Genomic DNA, 13,233 nt, shown 5'->3' with positions numbered 1-13,233 from the left:
CTCGTCCTTGAAACGAAACGGTTTCGTTTAGTTCTTTGTCGACATGTGTCCTTGCTCGCATCGGTTTCACACAATGGAGGAAGGATTGCAGCCGCGTGAGAGGTCATAGTCTCGGCGATTCGTACTGCGATATGATATGAATCAATGTCTCGCGTTTCTTTTGGCGATACCCGCACAATAACTTCTCAGGAGATATGCGTTGTATACTCAGATCGTTATTGTCGGTGCGGGTCCTGCGGGCCTTAGTTTGGCGCGCGCGTTGTCCTCGTCTGGCGCGCGCATCATCCTCGTCGATACGCAGCAGCTCACGGCGCTCAGTGATCCGTCCTTCGATGGGCGCGAGATTGCCCTGACGCATCAATCGATCTCAGATCTTGAGCAGCTAGGTGTCTGGGACAGGATTGATGCGAAAGAAGTGTTCACGTTGAGAGAAGCGCAGATATACGATGGCAAATCGCCTTATGCGCTGCGTTATGGACCAGGCGAGATAGATGGCCAGCTAGGGTGCATGGTATCGAACTGCACGATCCGCAAGGCGGCCTATGAAGCCGTAAAAGTGCTCGAGAATGTCGAAGTGTTGGCGGGGGCCAAGGTTGTTTCGCTTGAAGTGGGTAAAAGGTCGGTCAGAATTACCTTGTCTGATGGGAAAGATATCTCTGCAGCCCTTCTGATTGGTGCAGACAGCCGGTTCTCCTTTGTTCGTGACCAGCTCGGGATCGGTGCGGAGATGAACCGTTTGGGCAAGGCCATGTTGGTGGGCCGCGTCAAGATTGGCAGCTGGCACGACGATATCGCAACTGAATGGTTCGATCACGGCCAGACTCTGGCCCTCCTACCTCTCGGGGATGGCGTGGCTTCAGCTGTACTGACCCTACCGGAGAGCGAGGCCGCCACACTCCAGAAATTGAAAGCGGAAGCGCTAGGGCAAGAGCTTCAGCGGCGCTATCGTGGCCGGTTCGGGACGATGACACCGCTAAGCCCGCTTCATTCTTATCCCCTGACAACCACCTATTCTAAGCGGTTTGTCGCCCACAGAGCTGCACTTATCGGAGACGCGGCGGTCGGCATGCATCCGGTGACTGCGCACGGCTTCAACCTAGGTCTCGCCAGCGTGCGGCATCTCTCCGAGGAGATACTGCCTATTCTGGAGCGCGGAGGAGATCCTGCGAACCCAGCGGCGCTTGCTCGCTACGAACGACGCCATCGGCGCGAAAGCCGCCCGATTTACCTGGCCACCAATTCCATCGTAGGCCTCTATACTGACGACCGGCCACCGGCACGCATTGCGCGCCGCGTGTCTCTGCGCTTGGCCCAGTTGCTTCCAGCACGTAAGGCCGTGCAGCGCATGCTGATGAAACCGGCGCGAGAGCGGACCCGCCTGCGTCGGTCCGTAATCAGCAGTAAGCTGCGCTTGGGTCGCTAGCGAATAGCCCGTGCCGCTTCATCTTCGCGGGCGACGCCCGCATTCACAAGCTTTGGACACTTTAGCGAAACTCGAGTTGCAGCGGACTTCCATTACGCAGCCGCTCCATATCAAGCGGGCGGGACTGCGCGGCTAAGCCGTCGAGAGTGGGGCGATCAGGGTCGATCACCGCAGACTGGATGGCATAGACTCCGCGATATCCGCGCTGGAAAAGATCGTTTGCCATCGCGACGATGGCTTCCTCGTCCAGCAGATCGGTGTGCACCGTGGTCCGCACGTCAAAAAGTATTTTCCCTTGCGTGCAAAGCAGGTCGAGCGTCGCCGAGAAGCGCGAATAGGCTGTTACCCCGGTGACCTTGTGAAAATGCGACTGAGGCGCCTTGTAATCGAGCGCGATACGGTCGACCAATTGTTCATCGAGCAGGCATTGAACAACGTCCGGCCTAAGGCCGTTAGTGTCGAGCTTGATCGCAAATCCCATCGATTTCACCTGAGCGGCGAAGCGCGCAAGATGCTTCCAACTTGTTGCCTCACCACCGGAGAACACTACACCGTCCAGTAATCCCTTACGGCGGGTCAGAAACTCGATCACCCGGTCTTCGTCGATGCTTCCCCTGCCCAGTACGATTTGCGGATTGTGGCAATATCCGCAGCGCATATTGCATCCTGCGATCCACAGGATGCAGGCAATACGATCTGGGAAATCGAGCATGGTGAAAGGCGTTACGGCATAAAAGGGCGTGGCGACACGGGTCGTCCCGTGCCGCGCATTCCTCTCCACTGGCGCAACAGCTCCCATTTCAGCGTTGTGGTGCGAACAAATCGCCGACCATGGCAGCATCTTCGGTAAAGTGGCGGCGCTGCCGGTGTTCACCCTGCTTACCCTTGTTGAAGCTGTCCACGGGCCGGAAATAACCCATCACCCGGGTCCAGACTTTGGTCCGTTCTCCGCATTCGGGACATTCAGGCTGTTCGCCATCGAGATAGCCATGCGTGTCACAGACTGAAAATACCGGCGTGAGCGTGACATAGGGCAGACGGTAATTGCTCAGTACCTTTTTCAGGAAATTACGGGCCGCGTCCGCGCTCGAGAGCTTCTCGTTCATATAGAGATGGAGCACCGTTCCGCCGGTATATTTGCATTGCAAATCATTCTGCAGTTCCAATGCCTCGAACGGGTCATCAGTGTGTTCGACGGGGATCTGCGAGGAATTCGTGTAGTAGATGTTTTCATCGCTGCCCGCCTGAAGAATGTCGGGAAACCGTTTCGCATCTTCCTTGGCAAACCGGTAGGTAGTGCCTTCCGCCGGGGTTGCTTCCAGATTGTAGAGGTTGCCGGTTTGCTCCTGAAAGCCGACCAGCCGTTCGCGCATATGGTCAAGGATCGCCAGTGCCATATCGATACCGCCCTGCTGTGTCAGGTCAGACGCGTCCTCAGTGAAGTTGCGCACCATTTCGTTCATTCCGTTGACCCCGATGGTCGAGAAATGGTTCCGCAGGAATGGCAAATAGCGCGCCGTGAATGGATAAAGCCCGCGATCATACATCTGTTGCACGAAGGCGCGCTTTTTCTCCAGCGTGGACTGCGCGATATCCATCAGCCGGTCGAGCTCCGCCATCAGTCCGGGCAGGTCTCCTCTGAAACGGTATCCGAGCGCCGCCATGTTGATGGTGACAACCCCCAGCGAACCGGTCATCTCGGCTGATCCAAACAGACCATTTCCGCGTTTCAGCAATTCGCGCAGATCCAGCTGGAGGCGGCAGCACATCGAGCGAACAGCGCCGGGCGAATACGCCTCGGGATTGGGGCGTCGTTCGCCCGTGTCGGGGTCGCGCAGATATTGGCTCCCGATGAAATTCTGGAAATATGAAGAACCAACTTTGGCAGCATTTTCAAAGATCGCAGTTGCAACCTTGCTGTCCCATTGGAAATCCTCGGTGATGTTTACCGTCGGGATCGGAAAGGTGAACGGTTGTCCCGTGGCGTCGCCTTCTGTCATCACCTCATAGTAAGCGAGATTGATCAGCTCCATTTCCGGTCCGAAATGAGCAAAGGACATGTCTTCCAGATTGCGTAGCCCCATGTCGCGCGTTTGTGCCTGCGCGAGCAGCTCTTCGTTCTTGATCCCTTTGAACAAATGCTCGTCTCTATATGTCGGATATAGCTCACGCAAATCGTCTGGCACCACGATATCGAGCGTGATGTTGGTGAAGGGGGACTGCCCCCACCGTGCCGGTACATTGAGATTGTAGACGAATTGCCGGATCGCCTTTTTGACCTCGGCGAAGCTCAGATTGTCATAGAAGACGTAGGGCGCAAGATAGGTGTCGAAGCTTGAAAAAGCCTGAGCACCAGCCCACTCGGATTGAAGGATGCCGAGGAAATTGCTCATCTGCCCCAGCGCTTCTCGGAAATGCCGCGGCGGGCGTGAGGATACGCGGCCAGCTACCCCGTTAAACCCATCGTTGAGGAGCGCGCGCAAGGACCAGCCCGCGCAATAGCCGGTCAGGCAGTCGAGATCATGGATATGGATGTCGCCCTGGCGATGGGCCAGACCTTCTTCAGGGGCGTAGATTTCGTCGAGCCAGTAATTGGCGATCACCTTACCTGCCACATTGCTTATCAATCCGGCATGCGAGTAACCGACATTGGCATTTGCCTTGATCCGCCAATCGGCACCAGAGATATATTCGCCGACAGTATCCGAACAATCGATCTTGCTCCCCGACCAGACTGGGCCTGGCATTGGGTCGCCAAAACCCAATTGATCATTAGCCGCAATTGCATCGCCGAAGTTCTTCTCTTGCAGTTCAAGTGTCATAATCGCTTTTCCTCCCGACAGTGGCGCGACAGCGGATTGCGCCGCCAAACCACAAGATGTTGTGTTGCGCACGCATGCCTAAGCACAAAATTCCGAGTCTCATTTGATAAATGTCAAACCGAGAAGGTTTTTGGGAGAAGTTCAGGGCGATGACCTCCTGCCTTTGATTTCGGTCAAGGAGAGCCCGGCAGTTGGCCACCATAGCTGCGCCAGAGATGCTCTCCCGAGCACGCCGTTTGGAAGGAAATCTCATTGTCAGAAACGCTCGGAACTGTCCTTCTGAACGCGATGAAAGAACGCGGAGCAGACCGCATCTTCGGGCTCCCCGGCGATTTCGTCCTGCCATTTTTCCGCACTATTGCCGAAAGCGGCATCCTTCCCTTGCACACGCTCAGCCATGAGCCCTCTGTTGGCTATGCGGCAGATGCGGCCGGACGGATTGGTAGTTCGCTGGGCGTAGCGGTGGTGACCTATGGCGCGGGCGCTCTTAACATGGTTAATGCCGTGGCGCAGGCCTATGCGGAGAAGTCTCCACTGGTGGTCATATCGGGGGGACCGGGCGCCGACGAGGGCAAACTCGGGCTCAGTCTCCACCACCAGGTGAAGACGTTGAGCTCGCAATTCGAGATCTTTCGCGAACTGACCTGTGCGCAATGCATTTTGAACGATCTCGAAACCGCTCCAATCGAAATTGCCAGAGTGCTCGATACGGCGCTGAGCCTCTCACGCCCTGTCTACATCGAGATCCCCCGTGATCTGGTCGATCAGCCTTGCGCGTCAGCACCGGCCATAGCGTTGCCGGCTGCCAATCACGATGCAGCGCGTGCCTGTGCCAAGGAAGTCCTCGACAGACTGCGCTCGGCCAAGTCGCCCGCAATTCTGGTGGGCGTCGAGGCGCGCCGATATGGTCTCGAAGACAAGATCGCGAGCCTTTGCCGAAAACTGGGGGTGCCAGTCGCAACCAGCTTCATGGGGCGCGGGCTGTTTGCCGACTTCACACTTCCATTGCTGGGACCATATCTCGGATCCGCAGGTGACACCAATATTGCGAGCGCAATTGAAGGTGCAGACTGCTTGCTGATGCTAGGTGTTATTACATGCGACACCAATTTCGGTGTCTCCGGTCGTGCCATAGATATGCGAGCTTCTATCCGTGCCCTGGATCGTACGGTTGTACTCGGCCATCACCTCTATCCGGACGTTTCTCTTGAGGCACTGGTTGATGCCCTGCTCGAGATTGCTGAGACAATCGGCGTTCCGGAGCCGCAACCGGAACCTGTCTACGCGACCGGATTGCCCGACGACGAAACGCCCTTGGAACCATCGCATATCGCGATTGCCGTCAATGATCTCTTTAATAGCAAAGGATCGTCTCCGATCGCAGCCGATGTTGGCGATAGTCTGTTCATCGGGTTGGAGATTGCGGACACGGCGCTGGTCGCGCCGGGTTATTATGCCTCAATGGGAATGGGAGTTCCGGCAGGCCTCGCGATCAATGCCGTTACCGGGCGTCGCCCGATCGTTCTCGTCGGTGATGGCGCATTTCAGATGACTGGCTGGGAGTTGGGAAACTGCCAGAAATATGGCTGGTCTCCAATCGTCATCGTCCTGAACAACCAGAGCTGGGAAATGCTCCGCGGGTTTCAGCCCAATCAGACTTATCACGATCTGGATGACTGGCACTTTGCCGACATCGCTCCGTTGCTAGGCGGCCGCGGGATCAGGGTAGAGACCTGCGCTGAACTGAAGCGTGCGCTGGATCTGGCCGTAGACGATGAGAGTAGCTTCTATCTGATCGAAGCGATGTTGCCTCGCAGTAGAACATCCATGTCTCTGCATAAATTCACGCGGGCGATGCGCAACCTCTCAGCGATGAAGAATGAATGACGGTGTTCAGCCTCATTTGAGTAGCGGTTTCCGCGATTGCCGGCGTCATCCCTCTATGGGCATCGCTCGCTCGACGATTGCGCGCGTGTCGATCACGGCGTCCGATCCACCATAGGCAAGAGATGGCCGGGCAAGACGCAATCGGCAAAACGCTTCGGCGAGCGGACTATTCGCATTGATGAGAGCCGCGCCTTGGGCCGCTAGAGCCAGCCGTTCGACGGTGTTACGCGCATGGTGCTCGCTAGCATCATCGAACCGGAGGGTGTCGGCCCATTTGTCATAGGCTGCATAGCTTCCGCGTGCTTTGGCGAGAAACGTCTGCAAGGCGTCCAGCGCATCTGGCTCGCGGCCTAACGCTCGCATGACATCAAGCGCGATGACATTGCCTGAGCCTTCCCAGATTGCGTTCAAAGGCGATTGCCGGAACAGGCGCGGCATCGGCCCGTCCTCGACGTAACCGCCGCCGCCCAGACATTCCATCGCCTCGTAAACCATTCCCGGCGCGCGCTTGCAGACCCAGTATTTTGCGATTGGCGTCAGCAGACGTGCGAGCGGTTCCTTCTGGTCGAACGCAGCCGCCAGTCGAAAAGCAAGCGCGGTTGCCGCCTCGCTCTCAACCGCCAGATCAGCCAGCACCGCTGCCATCGCCGGCTGATCTGCGAGCATACGCTGAAAGGCAGAGCGATGATGGGTGTGCCATAGCGCCTCGGCAAGTGCCGCGCGCATTGTAGCAGCAGAGCCAACAATGCAGTCAAGCCGGGTGTGCTGAACCATTTGGAGGATAGTAGAGACGCCGCGGCCCTCTTCCCCGATACGCTCAGCGTAGGCACCACGATATTCGACCTCCGACGACGCGTTGGAACGATCACCAAGCTTGTTCTTGAGCCGCATGATCTGGAAGCCAGCATTGCGTTCGCCGTCTGGCGTCCAGCGGGGCACGAGGAAGCAGGTAAGGCCAGATGGGGTGTAGGCCAGCGTCAGGAATGCATCGCACATCGGTGCTGAACAGAACCATTTGTGCCCGGTTAACCGGTAGGCGCCATCAGCAGTCTCGGCTTTCGTTGTGTTTGCCCGAACATCAGAACCGCCCTGCTTTTCGGTCATCGCCATACCGACGGTCACACCGGTCTTCTTCGACGCCGAACGATTGGAGGGATCATACCGCGACGCTGTAATCTTGGGCACCCAATTCGTCCCGACTTCAGGATCGAGGTTCAGCGCCGCAACAGCCGCATACGTCATCGTCATCGGGCAACTTGTCCCGGCATCTGTCTGGCCCGACAGAAAGCTCAGCGTGGCATGGAGGGTATGCCCAGCCTCGGTCCCGTCCCATGCGACTGATGCCACGCCTGCGTCCAGTCCAAGAGCCATCAGGTGATGATAATCCGGATGAAACCGCACTTCGTCGATGCGATGCCCGAAACGGTCATGGGTCTCAAGCACTGGCGGTGATCGGTTCGCTTCAATGCCCCAGTCGATGACTTCAGCCGAGCCTGTGCGGTCTCCAAACCTCTCTAACTTGTCGAGATGACGGCCAGCACCGGCCATAACGACAGCTTCGTGCAGCGCCCGATCCGATCGAAACCGGTTGAAATTCTTCAATGGGGGAGGCTGGTTAGTGACCTCGTGTGTGCCGAGTGTTTCGATCGGGCGGACGGGTGCCATACCTGTTATACTCCTTCGGGAAACATACTTCGCTTTCCCCCAAGACTAAGAACCGTCACTTGTCCGGCTCGAGGAAATCCACCTTGCCGCTATCGAGATGATAGAATGCTCCCACCACTTTGAGCATCCCGCTCTGCTGGGGCTCGAGCAGGGCAGGAGAGGCTTCTTCGCGCAATTCGTGTACCACGCGGCGAACATTTGAAAGCGCTGCGGAATCGACGATGTTGTCGGCCCAGGGATCGGTCTCGAGCACGGCAGGCAGCAGTGACTGAAGCACTTTTGCAATGTTGCCGGAGAAACTGGCCTGACCGCGCGCAAGCGAGACGGCGGCGTTCAGCGCTCCGCAAGCCTCGTGGCCCATCACGACGATCAGCGGAACTTGAAGATGGGCCACCGCGAACTCCAGGCTACCGAGGGCTGTGGCGCAGAGCGTATTGCCTGCATTGCGGATAATGAAGAGTTCGCCCAGCCCCCGCTCGAACAGCAGCTCTGGCGGGACGCGCGAATCCGAGCAGCTCAAGTAGGCAGCAAAAGGACGCTGAGCGGCTGCAATCTCGAGACGCCGCATTCGGTCCATTGCAGGTTCATAGGATGTATCCTCCAGAAAACGTCGATTGCCCTCTTTTAGCAGGTCAAGCGCTTGATCCGGGGTGAGTGCGGGCTCATAAGGCATAAGTCGTCGCTATCCTTGCTTGCCATCAATCCGGGGAGACAGATAAATTGCGCCGTTGCGTATCACCCACGGCAATAGGCTGACGGCAAATGCCGCAGCTCCAAGCATAAGCCAGCTGCCGCTTTCACTCTGCAAAGCGGCCGCTGCCCGGCTGATGGCCGCGATCTGTATGCCGTAAAAGGCAACCCATGATACCATCGGCATGACCAGCGGCCGACCCGAATGTCCTTGCGTGACGCGGGTCACCATCGCGACCAACAGGCTGCTGCAGAAACCAATCATCAGCGCGTGGTCCGGCCCGCGCCCAAACAAGCCAAATGCTGCGTCAACCGCAGCGAAAGCGAAGCCCGCCGGCGCCCAGGCGAAACCCCAAATCAGGACGTTTAACAAGCCAGGCGCGCTTGCTTTTGGCCACCATCTCCAGCACATCACGGCGGTGGTAACAGCCAAGCCGGCATTAGCGCCTGTCTGCATGTGCCCAAGGTTCAGCACTTCCCCCACAAGGCGAGCAAGAAGCAAAGCCCAGAGCAGCGCGAGCAGCCAGTCTGGTCGCCAGCTAACGTAATCCTTCACGACATTCCCGGCGAAGAACGGCACCATTCTATGGGCAACCGTCAGGAACACCGGCAGCAGAAAGCCCGATATGCCGATGCGGTTGGCAATGGGCAGCCAGGCCGGGTCTCTCAGCGCAATGAAGGCAGCCGCGCACAATATCCCGGCCAGCCCGAAAAGAATGCCCGCCATGGCCGACCAGCCATGAGTGCAGCGCGGTCCGCTTTGCGCCCGGTTGCGGTAAAGGACAATGGCCAGCATGATCGATGCCAAAGCCCACCCGGCGCCCGCAAGCCCGAAGCCAGTCAGAACCAATCTGTCTGACCCGGTCCACAGCCCAAGTTGGGCCGTCACGACCCCGGCAAACAGTGCGCATGCGGCTGGACCAACCTGCTTGGCAGAGAGATCGGGCAGACTCATCCAGCGCGGAAATACCGTGAGCAGGAAGCCGAAGATGAACGGTGCCAATCCGAGGTAGATCATGGCGGGGCCATGAAGCAGGGACGCGGGCAGCTCGGTCTGGGGCGGCAGTGGCCCGTCCCCATACAGCCCCAGCACCTGGATCAGCCACCACGAAGCCAGTCCGCCAATGCCGATCGCGCCGCCAAGGAAGGGAAGGCGGTGCGGTGCGGCCAGCAAGATCGAGGGTGACATCATATCTCGCGCTTGCCCCCTACATAAGCCCGTGCGCGCCCGCCATCGCACCCAGCACAGTGACGAGAGCGATGACCGAAAGCACGCGATGCACCCATACCATCAGGTTGAAGTCGCGTTCCGGTGACGGCGATTCTGCCATGCGCCGGTGGAGTACGAGCGGTTCCGCGATGAAAAGCATAGCAGCGAAAACGAGCCAGAGTCCGAGCATGGCGTGCATCCACCAGTAAGACGTTTCCGCAAATCGCGACCACATATCAGCGCGCCAGGTCATCCAGAAACCAGATGCTCCGGCAAGAATTACCCAGAACTTTGCTTGCACAGAAAATCCCTGCTCGATCCGGTGAAAGGCATGGAGCCTGTCCGCCGGCGAAGCAGTCCTCGCGATCGAAGGCATTACGACGAATGTTACGAACCAGACGCCTCCTATCCAGCCGACAATGGATACGATGTGGAGCACGCGGGCCAGAGTGAAATCATCAAATATCATATCGCCCTTTTGGTGGAATTGGATGCGCGCGACTTTGACACGGATCAAATACTTTGGCTGCCTGCCCTCTATCTGAGCGGCCATGAACAAGACTCTTCTCACGCTCGGTGCCACCTCATTGGCGATCACGATGTCCACGCCAGTGTTGGCGCAAGACGGTGATGCTCTGCCATTCGATCCGTATTTGGACCTGCGCTACCGGCTGGAAGTGGTCGACCAAGAAAACCTGCCCGAAGATGCTACCGCGTCGACGCTCAGGATAAGAGGCGGCGTCGAAACCGATGAGTGGAACGGCCTCAGCGCGCTCGTCGAAGGAGAGGCAGTGGTTCGTCTGGGACCGCAAGATTTCAACGATACCGTCAACGGCCAAGTACAGTTCCCGGTTATTGCGGATCCCTCGACCCTTTTGCTCAACCGGGCATTTGTTCGCTGGCGACCGGACCCTGCTGTCGAAGTGCTCGCCGGACGCCAGAAAATCAACCTCGACAATCAGCGCTGGATTGGTTCGGTCGACTGGCGCCAGAACGATCAGACTTTCGACTTGGCGCAGGTCACGGTGAACCCGGTGGAAGGCGCATCCGTGGATTATTTCCATGCTTGGCGGGTCAATCGCATCTTCGGGCCGGATTCGCCGCAAGGGATATGGCGCGATACAGACATCCACAATGTCCATGCGACTTATGCGATACCATCGGTAGGCACGGTGTCCGCCTATGGCTATTTCCTCGACATTCCGGTGTCGCCAGCCAACAGTTCGCAGACGCTTGGAGTGCGGCTTTCTGGCGCGCAGCCCATTGGCGGATCGACAAAGATCCTCTACGCAGCCGAATACGCAAACCAGCGCGATTTAGGGCTGAATCCGGCTGAGTTCTCACTCGACTATCTGTTGCTTGAGCCGGGAATCTCCTTCGGAGGCTTCACGATCAAGACAGGTTACGAGCGACTTGAGGGTAATGGTGCATTCGCCCTGCAAACCCCGCTCGCAACATTGCATGCCTTCAACGGCTGGGCAGACAAGTTTCTTGTGACGCCGCCCGGTGGCTTGCGCGACCTTTATGGAGACATCAGCTACCGCTTTGGCGATGGCTCACCGCTCAACGGATTGCTGCTCCGCGGTATCGTCCACGATTTTGATGCGACATCGACGGATCAGTCCTATGGGCAGGAGATTAATCTGCTCGCCGATTATCCCATCCAGGCCAACCTCAAGGTCTTGCTGAAATTTGCGCACTACGAAGCGGATGAGTTCGCGGTCGATACGACCAAAGGGTGGCTATCCTTGCAAATGAATTTTTGATGCTGATTGAGGATTCGACTTAATGGAGGAGCAAGACAACATCGCTACCTTGCGCGAGTTCATAGCCGCCTGGTCGCGGCACGATCCCGAGGAACTGGTGGGCTATTTCGCCAAGGATGGCATTTACCACAACATGCCGATAGACCCCATTCAGGGCCACCATGCGTTGCGGCAATTTATCGCTGCATTCCTGCACGGCTGGTCCAGGACACAATGGGACATTTTGTCGATTGCTGCCTCTGGAAACACCGTATTCGTAGAGCGGTTGGATCGTACGATCGTGAATGGAAAGCCGGTTAGTTTGCCGTGCTGCGGGGTCTTTGAGATGAAGGATGAAAAAATCGCGGTCTGGCGCGATTATTTTGATATGGCGACCTATCGTCAGGCCGTTGGCGACTAAGCTGCTAGTGACCTTGTGCTTTTAGCTTTTGCCAATCCTTGCGCATCATCTCCCAGTAGAGCGATTGGCGCGTCGAACCATCTGGCCGGACACTGTCGCGCTCGCCGAAAAACGTGAATCCAGCAGCTTCGATCACCTTTGCTGAGCGCACATTATCTATCGCAGCTGTGACGCCGATGAGTCGCACTCCCAAGTGCTCAAACATCCAGTCAAAGCTGCACGCAGCGCCCGCCTTGCCGGCACCCATGCTTTGCGCGTCACCGCGATAGGCACCTGCGATTTCGGCTGAGGAGCGCTCCGGCCATACCGTGAAGTAGGAGTAGCTCACGATCTCGTCAGTGCTATCGATCATAATCGCAAAGGCGGCTTCACCCTGACGCTGTCTCGCCTGTGCATCGAGAACCCAACTTCGAATGCTTTCATGCGTCAACGGTCGCGGAAGATCGTAGATCGGATACGACACTTCAGGATCAGCGAGAAGCTCAAGCAGGCCTTCGGCGTCTTGAGCAGTGGCTAGACGATAGCCGGGACCCAGCAAAGCTACATCCGCGCCTTTTACAGCTGATCGTATCCGCCTCTCTTCTTCTGGAGTAACGAACAATCGTGTCTGCGGCGGCGAGCTCACACGGGTGGTTCCTCAATTTGGATCGGCGGGTACTGAATCGGGACGGGCAAATGCAGTCAGAGCTTCCCTGTCCTCGATCCGCACTCTTGCTCCGACTACGTTTACCCCGTGCTGCTTCAAGGTCCCGAAGGCGCGCGACAGATTTTCCGGTGTCATACCGAGCAGAGATGCCAGAACCCGCTTTTCTCCACTAAGTTCGAATTGCCACGCATCGCCGTGCTTCGCACTGTATCCAAGCAGATAATTGCCCAGCCGCTCGGCAGATTGTCTGATCTTCATATCGACAAGCGCTCTGACCATGTCCCGGTACCCAAGCGCAAGCTCAGTCATAGTCGCCTGCATCAAGGCAGCATCTTCCTTGATCGCACCGCGGATACGTGCAGCTGGAACGAGCAGAACTCTTGATGACGTAAGCGTGCGCGCCGACATCAGATAGGGCATATCGTTGACCGCTGCAGCGAGGATAAAGCTCTTCACCGGCTCAATCAGCTGGATCGTCGTATCGCGCGCTGTCCCGGGAACATAGAGCTCGATCAAGCCATCGACGAGCACATGCAAAAAATCCACCTGCTGGCCTGCTTCGAAAAGCGTAAGCTGCGCAGGGAATACCTGCAGGAATGAACCGGAGAAGATGTCCTCGCGTCTGGTATCATCCATGTCGCGAAACAGGGGAAGTCGCGCGATTTCCGGCTTTTCTTCGATTCGCACCCGAATTCGCTTCCCTTACAACTTGATCTGCTTTGGC

General features: G+C 57.4%; 12 protein-coding genes. 4 read left to right on the top strand and 8 right to left on the bottom strand.

The genetic code is table 11. From position 1 onward, the window contains the following. Nucleotides 1-199: 199 nt before the first annotated feature. Nucleotides 200-1,423: a 5-demethoxyubiquinol-8 5-hydroxylase UbiM gene (gene ubiM / locus GRI41_RS09350; RefSeq protein WP_160604764.1), complete on the top strand. Its 1,224-nt coding sequence runs from the start codon at nt 200-202 to the stop codon at nt 1,421-1,423. 61 nt (nt 1,424-1,484) lie between these two features. On the opposite strand, the gene GRI41_RS09345 is transcribed toward ubiM, so the two are convergent. Continuing rightward, nucleotides 1,485-2,204 carry an anaerobic ribonucleoside-triphosphate reductase activating protein gene (locus GRI41_RS09345; RefSeq protein ID WP_202388784.1) on the bottom strand — a complete coding sequence of 240 codons (720 nt, stop codon included), beginning with the start codon at nt 2,202-2,204 and terminating at the stop codon, nt 1,485-1,487. A gap of 19 nt (nt 2,205-2,223) precedes the next feature. Further along, complete coding sequence (locus GRI41_RS09340) at nt 2,224-4,170, bottom strand: ribonucleoside triphosphate reductase (protein ID WP_081853371.1); 1,947 nt, start codon at nt 4,168-4,170, stop codon at nt 2,224-2,226. Nucleotides 4,171-4,497: 327 nt separating this feature from the next. Between GRI41_RS09340 and ipdC the strand changes: the two genes are divergently transcribed. Beyond that, nucleotides 4,498-6,132: an indolepyruvate/phenylpyruvate decarboxylase gene (gene ipdC / locus GRI41_RS09335; RefSeq protein WP_202388783.1), complete on the top strand. Its 1,635-nt coding sequence runs from the start codon at nt 4,498-4,500 to the stop codon at nt 6,130-6,132. Nucleotides 6,133-6,177: 45 nt separating this feature from the next. Here the strand turns inward: ipdC and GRI41_RS09330 are convergent, their stop codons facing one another. The 4 genes from GRI41_RS09330 to GRI41_RS09315 are packed head-to-tail and all read right to left on the bottom strand — an operon-like array spanning nt 6,178 to nt 10,304. Then, on the bottom strand, nt 6,178-7,797 hold the full coding sequence (locus GRI41_RS09330) for an acyl-CoA dehydrogenase family protein (RefSeq protein ID WP_160604762.1): 1,620 nt from the start codon (nt 7,795-7,797) through the stop codon (nt 6,178-6,180). 55 nt (nt 7,798-7,852) lie between these two features. Next, nucleotides 7,853-8,470, bottom strand: a complete 618-nt coding sequence (locus GRI41_RS09325) for a carbonic anhydrase (protein ID WP_160604761.1) — start codon at nt 8,468-8,470, stop codon at nt 7,853-7,855. 9 nt (nt 8,471-8,479) lie between these two features. Beyond that, entirely contained in the window at nt 8,480-9,661 is a 1,182-nt protein-coding gene (locus tag GRI41_RS09320) for an NnrS family protein (RefSeq protein ID WP_160604760.1), read from the bottom strand. A 34-nt stretch (nt 9,662-9,695) separates the two neighbouring features. Further along, nucleotides 9,696-10,304 carry a hypothetical protein gene (locus GRI41_RS09315; protein WP_407985550.1) on the bottom strand — a complete coding sequence of 203 codons (609 nt, stop codon included), beginning with the start codon at nt 10,302-10,304 and terminating at the stop codon, nt 9,696-9,698. On the opposite strand from GRI41_RS09315, the gene GRI41_RS09310 reads away from it, so the two are divergent. Both GRI41_RS09310 and GRI41_RS09305 read left to right on the top strand, forming a co-directional pair. Further along, nucleotides 10,297-11,463, top strand: a complete 1,167-nt coding sequence (locus GRI41_RS09310) for an alginate export family protein (protein ID WP_160604759.1) — start codon at nt 10,297-10,299, stop codon at nt 11,461-11,463. The genes GRI41_RS09315 and GRI41_RS09310 overlap by 8 nt on opposite strands. A gap of 22 nt (nt 11,464-11,485) precedes the next feature. Then, nucleotides 11,486-11,863, top strand: a complete 378-nt coding sequence (locus GRI41_RS09305; protein ID WP_160604758.1) for a limonene-1,2-epoxide hydrolase family protein — start codon at nt 11,486-11,488, stop codon at nt 11,861-11,863. Nucleotides 11,864-11,867: 4 nt separating this feature from the next. Here the strand turns inward: GRI41_RS09305 and GRI41_RS09300 are convergent, their stop codons facing one another. Both GRI41_RS09300 and GRI41_RS09295 read right to left on the bottom strand, forming a co-directional pair. Beyond that, nucleotides 11,868-12,488, bottom strand: a complete 621-nt coding sequence (locus tag GRI41_RS09300) for a GNAT family N-acetyltransferase (protein WP_160604757.1) — start codon at nt 12,486-12,488, stop codon at nt 11,868-11,870. A 12-nt stretch (nt 12,489-12,500) separates the two neighbouring features. Beyond that, nucleotides 12,501-13,196 carry a helix-turn-helix domain-containing protein gene (locus GRI41_RS09295; RefSeq protein ID WP_034960252.1) on the bottom strand — a complete coding sequence of 232 codons (696 nt, stop codon included), beginning with the start codon at nt 13,194-13,196 and terminating at the stop codon, nt 12,501-12,503. Between the last annotated feature and the right edge of the window lie 37 nt (nt 13,197-13,233).

Origin of the sequence: Pontixanthobacter aquaemixtae (assembly GCF_009827395.1) — a bacterium.
In the GTDB taxonomy this organism is placed as follows: Bacteria; Pseudomonadota; Alphaproteobacteria; order Sphingomonadales; family Sphingomonadaceae; genus Pontixanthobacter; species Pontixanthobacter aquaemixtae.
The sequence above is the reverse complement of the archived record's forward strand: the minus strand, read 5'-3'. Positions and strand labels throughout refer to the sequence as shown.

Excerpts from the sequence above, each read along its gene's own strand:
- GRI41_RS09340 (WP_081853371.1), bottom strand. The coding sequence starts at position 4,170 with ATGCCAGGCCCAGTCTGGTCGGGGAGCAAGATCGATTGTTCGGATACT.
- GRI41_RS09330 (WP_160604762.1), bottom strand. The coding sequence starts at position 7,797 with ATGGCACCCGTCCGCCCGATCGAAACACTCGGCACACACGAGGTCACT.
- GRI41_RS09325 (WP_160604761.1), bottom strand. The coding sequence starts at position 8,470 with ATGCCTTATGAGCCCGCACTCACCCCGGATCAAGCGCTTGACCTGCTA.
- GRI41_RS09310 (WP_160604759.1), top strand. The coding sequence starts at position 10,297 with ATGTCCACGCCAGTGTTGGCGCAAGACGGTGATGCTCTGCCATTCGAT.
- GRI41_RS09305 (WP_160604758.1), top strand. The coding sequence starts at position 11,486 with ATGGAGGAGCAAGACAACATCGCTACCTTGCGCGAGTTCATAGCCGCC.